Raw genomic sequence first — 4,714 nt, 5'->3', positions numbered from 1 at the left:
GAAGCGGCCGCGGCCGCGGGATCGCTGCAGGAGCAGGCGCAGCGCCTGGCCGAGGCGGTGGCCGTGTTCAAGATCAACGCGGGCGAAGTGATCGAAGTCCCCGCGCACCAACTGTCGGGTGGTTACGCCGCGCCGACGCTGACGCAGGTGTGACGCCAGTCTTCTGACGTTTGCAACAGGACCGCGGCCGCGGTCCATGTGCTTTGCGTCTTGGTGGGCGCAAAACTCATGCGCACGTTAAGTTTTCGAAAACTTGGCCGTTAACAACAATAACGCCTGAAAAAGGGCGGTGAACAGCGTTCGAAAGTGTGGGGGCCATGCAGTCCCCAGCTTGACGAACCCGGCGGGGGAACACGTCTATGCGGGGCGTCAGATCCGGTTTGCTTGCCGATACTCATTCGCTGCTCGACATGATGCACCCGGAGGCAAGCTGTGCGCGTCAATCTACCCGTCCACAATGTAGAAACCAAGCTGCGCGAAGATCAGTATCTGATCTCGCGCACGGATACCAAGGGCCGGATCGTCTATGCGAATCCGGCCTTTGTCGAAGTCAGCGGCTTTTCCCGAGAAGAACTCATCGGCAAACCGCACAACATCGTGCGCCATCCCGACATGCCGCCCGAAGCCTACGAAGATCTGTGGGAGACGCTGCAGGCGGGTGAATCGTGGCTGGGTCTGGTAAAGAACCGGCGCAAGGACGGCGGCTACTACTGGGTGCTGGCCAATGCGACGCCCATCGTCGAGAACGGCGAGGTCGTGGCTTATTCCTCGGTGCGGGTGCGGCCGTCCGAAGAGCAGGTCGAAATGGCCGAGAACCTGTACGCCCGCATTCGCGAGGGCACGGCCAGGGGTGTGCGCATCCTGCGCGGGCGTCCCGTGCGCGCTGGTTGGCGCCGCGGCCTGGACGTGCTGACGTTCGCTTTCCGCAGCAATGTTCGCAGCCGCATGTTGCGTCATGCAATGTTGTCGTCCGGCATCGTGGCCGGCGCCGGCGTCTATGGTCTGAGGACCAACTGGGCGGAGCTGAGCACCTTGGGCGCGAGCGTCGGTTGCGCGGCCATCGCCCTGGGAGTCATCGCCATCTTCGGCATGGGCTGGCGCTTGTCCCGGTCGTTGCTGGACCCCATGGTGGATGCCGCCAATATGGCGCGCCAGGTCGCGGCGGGCAACCTGACCACGCAGATCGTGGCGGATTCCGACGACGAGATCGGGAGTTTGAAGTTCTCGCTCGAAGTGATGCGCAAAAGCCTGATCGGGATCGCCCAGGACGTGTACCGCGGCATCGAGGGCACGACCCATGCCGCGGCGCATATCGCGCGCGGCAATCAAGAGCTGGCGGGCCGCACCGAGGGCCAGGCAGCGTCCTTGCAGCAGACCGCCGCCAGCATGGAACAGCTGACGTCCACGGTGCGGCAAAACGCCGACAATGCGCGCCAAGCCAACCAGCTAGCGGCGAGCAGCATGGAAGTGGCGCGCAAGGGCGGTGTGGCGGTCGGGCAGGTGGTGAGCACCATGCATGGCATTTCGGACAGTTCGCGCAAGATCGCCGACATCGTCAGCATCATCGAAGGCATCGCCTTCCAGACCAACATCCTGGCCCTGAACGCTGCGGTCGAGGCGGCTCGCGCCGGGGAGTCCGGCAAGGGCTTCGCGGTGGTGGCGGGCGAAGTCCGCAGCCTGGCGCAGAAGAGCGCCCAGGCCGCCAAGGAGGTCAAGGGCCTGATCGAAGACTCGGTGGAACGCGTGACCGAAGGCTCCCAGCAGGCCGAGCAGGCGGGCGCGACGATGCAGGATATCGTGGCCGCCGTGCACCGGGTCACCGACATCATCAGCGAAATCTCCCAGGCTTCGCAAGAACAGTCGAGCGGCATCGAACAGGTCGACACGGCAGTGTCGCAGATGGATGTGATGACGGTGCAGAACACCGCGCTGGTTCAGGACCTGGGCGGCGCCGTCATGCAGCTGGGCAGCCAGTCCGGCGCATTGCGCGAGACGATCCGCGTGTTTCGTCTTACCGGTCAGCAGTAAGAAGGGCGGGGCGGCGTCAGGCGCCGCCTCGGCGCCCGCCGTCGGCTTGGGCCGCTATTTGCCCGCCAGGGCGTCGGCGACCCGGCTCATCGCGGTAAGGCCGGATTCGAACAGCGATTCCAGGAACGGCCCCGCGTGCGGCAGCACGACGGCCAGAATCGTGACGCCGATGATGAGCGTTACCGGAAAGCCGATCGAGAAAACGGAAAGCTGCTGCGCCGCGCGGTTCAGGATGCCCATGGCCAGGTTGATGGTCAGCAAGGCGCAGATCAGCGGCAGCGCCAGCAGCAGGCCGGATATGAAGATGGTCTTGCCCCATTCCACCACGGCGCCAAAGCCGTTCTGGTGCAGCTGAATCATGGCGACAGGCAAGGTATCGAAGGAGCGGACCAGCGCGGCCAGGACCAGCAGATGGCCGTCCAATGCCAGGAATGTCAGCATCGCAATGATGTTGAACAGGCGCGACAGCACCGCGGTATTGGCGCCGGAGCTGGGGTCGAAGAACGAGGCGAACGACAAACCCATCTGCAGGCCCACGAATTCGCCGGCGGTCTGCACCGCGGCGAACACCAGGCGCATCGTGAAACCCAGCGCGATGCCGATCAGCACTTGCTGCATGACCATCCACAATCCGGTAAAGGAGCCGGGCGCGATGGAGGGCACGGGATCCAGTGCGGGGCTGATCGCGACGGCCAGGATGAACGACAGCCCGACCTTGACTTTGATGGGGATGAGCGATTCGGAGAACAGCGGGGCGGTACCCACGAGCGCCAGGATGCGCACGAACGGCCAGAGAAACTGGCCGATCCAGCCGTTGAGCTGTTCGAGCGTGAAGGCGATCATGGGGTGGGACCCGGCGTCCGGCGGCGGCGGCCGCTCAGGACACCAGCATGGGGATCTGGCCGATCAGTTGCCGGATGTAGTCGACCATGACGCCGATGAGCCAGGGACCGAGCAGCACCAGCACGCCGCACATGGCCAGCAGCTTTGGAATGAACGACAGCGTCATTTCGTTGATCTGCGTGGCGGCCTGGAAGATGCTGATGACTAGGCCCACCACCAGCGTCACGAGCAGCAGCGGCCCGGCCATCGCCAGCACGATCTTCATCGCCTGGTAGGTCATGGTCATGACGGTTTCTGCGGTCATGGCGATTCTCCTCCAGGTTATTGGTAGAAGCTCTGGGCCAACGAACCCATGAGCAGGTTCCAGCCGTCGGCCAGCACGAAAAGCATCAGCTTGAAGGGCAGGGCCACCGTCACTGGCGGCACCATCATCATGCCCAGCGCCATCAGCACGCTGGCGACAACCAGGTCGATGATGAGGAAGGGGATGAAGATGGTGAAGCCGATCTGGAAGGCGGTCTTGAGTTCACTGGTGATGAACGCGGGCACCAGGATGCGCAGGGGCACCTGCGAGGGGTCTTCCAGGGCCGGCTGCTTGGCCAGATTGGCGAACAGCGACAGATCGTTTTCGCGCGTCTGGTGCAGCATGAAGGTGCGCAGCGGACTGGCCGCGCGTTCCACGGCAGCCTCGAACTGGATAGAACCCTCGGATAGCGGCTTGTAGGCGTCGGTGTAGATCTTGTCGAACACCGGCGACATCGTATAGAAGGTCAGGAACAGCGCGAGGCCGATCAGCACGTGGTTGGGCGGCGACATGGCCGTTCCCATGGCGCTGCGCAGCAGGCCCAGCACGATGATGATGCGGGTGAATCCCGTCATCATCAGCAGCGCGGAAGGCAGGAACGACAGCGACGTCATCAGCAGCAGGGTCTGCATGCTGAGCGAATAGGTTTCGGACCCGTTCGGTCCGGGCGTGGCGGTCAGCGCGGGCAAGGTGGCCTGCGCGACGACACCCGCGGGGAACAAGGCCAGGCCTAGCAGGGCCGCGGCGCCGAGCAGATGCAGCGCGCCGGGTCGGGCGCGGACGGGTGTCGTGCTGGTGGGCAAACTCATGGGTGTCGCTTGGATGGCGCGGCTGCGCTAGCGGCGCTTGAGCGCCTGGCCCAGCTTGGCCGCAAAGGCGGCGGCGGGCAAGGTCGAAGCCTCCGGCAATTGGCCGGCGGGCAGGGTATGCAGGGTGTTGAGCTGGTTCGGGCCGACGCCCACCACCAGCCAGGTGTTCTCGACTTCCACTACCACGATGCTTTGGCGCGGACCGACCGGCAGGCTTGCCACCTGCCGCAGCAGATTGCCGCCGCCGCGCGGGGTCAGCCCCGCGCGGCGCGCCAGCCAGGCCGAGACCAGGATGGCGGCCACGACCAGGATGAGGCCGATGATGACGCGCAGGAGGGCGGAGTCGTCCATGACGCCAGGATCAGCGGCGGTTGTTCAAGCGGTTGATCCGCTCGGACGGCGTGATGATGTCGGTCAGGCGAATGCCGTACTTGTCTTCCACGACCACGACTTCGCCCTGGGCGATCAGGTAGCCGTTGACGAAGATGTCCATCGGCTCGCCTGCCAGGCCGTCCAGCTCGACCACGGAACCCTGGCCCAGCTGGAGCAGGTTCTTGATGGTCAGGCGGGTGCGGCCCAGCTCGACCGTCAGCTGGACGGGCACGTCCATGATCAGGTCGATATCGGCGCCTGCGCCGCTGGTGGCGCCGGCCAGAGGCTTGAACACGGATTGCGCCGCGGATTGCGGGGCGGGCGCGGCGGGCGCCGCAGGAGCGGGAGCCGGCGCGGC

At 65.1% G+C, this 4,714-nt stretch carries 6 protein-coding genes; 1 reads left to right on the top strand and 5 read right to left on the bottom strand.

What is annotated here, in order from left to right; translation table 11 throughout:
* Nucleotides 1–432 precede the first annotated feature (432 nt).
* The gene (locus tag WBB14_RS17945) at nucleotides 433–2,028 is read left to right on the top strand and encodes a methyl-accepting chemotaxis protein (protein ID WP_424241029.1); all 1,596 of its coding nucleotides are present in this window, start codon (nucleotides 433–435) and stop codon (nucleotides 2,026–2,028) included.
* A 54-nt stretch (nucleotides 2,029–2,082) separates the two neighbouring features.
* Here WBB14_RS17945 and fliR read toward each other — a convergent pair whose 3' ends face one another.
* From fliR to fliN, 5 genes are all read right to left on the bottom strand, one after another.
* Nucleotides 2,083–2,871: a flagellar biosynthetic protein FliR gene (gene fliR, locus WBB14_RS17940; RefSeq protein ID WP_424241028.1), complete on the bottom strand. Its 789-nt coding sequence runs from the start codon at nucleotides 2,869–2,871 to the stop codon at nucleotides 2,083–2,085.
* 34 nt (nucleotides 2,872–2,905) lie between these two features.
* On the bottom strand, nucleotides 2,906–3,175 hold the full coding sequence (gene fliQ / locus WBB14_RS17935; protein WP_008163193.1) for a flagellar biosynthesis protein FliQ: 270 nt from the start codon (nucleotides 3,173–3,175) through the stop codon (nucleotides 2,906–2,908).
* Nucleotides 3,176–3,192: 17 nt separating this feature from the next.
* Nucleotides 3,193–3,984: a flagellar type III secretion system pore protein FliP gene (gene fliP, locus WBB14_RS17930; RefSeq protein WP_424241027.1), complete on the bottom strand. Its 792-nt coding sequence runs from the start codon at nucleotides 3,982–3,984 to the stop codon at nucleotides 3,193–3,195.
* Between the two features lie 27 nt (nucleotides 3,985–4,011).
* The gene (gene fliO / locus WBB14_RS17925; protein WP_013393406.1) at nucleotides 4,012–4,335 is read right to left on the bottom strand and encodes a flagellar biosynthetic protein FliO; all 324 of its coding nucleotides are present in this window, start codon (nucleotides 4,333–4,335) and stop codon (nucleotides 4,012–4,014) included.
* Nucleotides 4,336–4,345: 10 nt separating this feature from the next.
* On the bottom strand, nucleotides 4,346–4,714 hold a 369-nt coding region (gene fliN, locus WBB14_RS17920), incomplete at its 5' end, for a flagellar motor switch protein FliN (RefSeq protein ID WP_424241026.1).

Origin of the sequence: Achromobacter sp., from assembly GCF_049647645.1 — a bacterium.
In the GTDB taxonomy this organism is placed as follows: Bacteria; Pseudomonadota; Gammaproteobacteria; order Burkholderiales; family Burkholderiaceae_B; genus Achromobacter.
The sequence above is the reverse complement of the archived record's forward strand: the minus strand, read 5'-3'. Positions and strand labels throughout refer to the sequence as shown.

Coding starts and splice junctions, on each gene's coding strand:
- fliR (WP_424241028.1), bottom strand. CDS start 2,871: ATGATCGCCTTCACGCTCGAACAGCTCAACGGCTGGATCGGCCAGTTT.
- fliQ (WP_008163193.1), bottom strand. CDS start 3,175: ATGACCGCAGAAACCGTCATGACCATGACCTACCAGGCGATGAAGATC.
- fliP (WP_424241027.1), bottom strand. CDS start 3,984: ATGAGTTTGCCCACCAGCACGACACCCGTCCGCGCCCGACCCGGCGCG.
- fliO (WP_013393406.1), bottom strand. CDS start 4,335: ATGGACGACTCCGCCCTCCTGCGCGTCATCATCGGCCTCATCCTGGTC.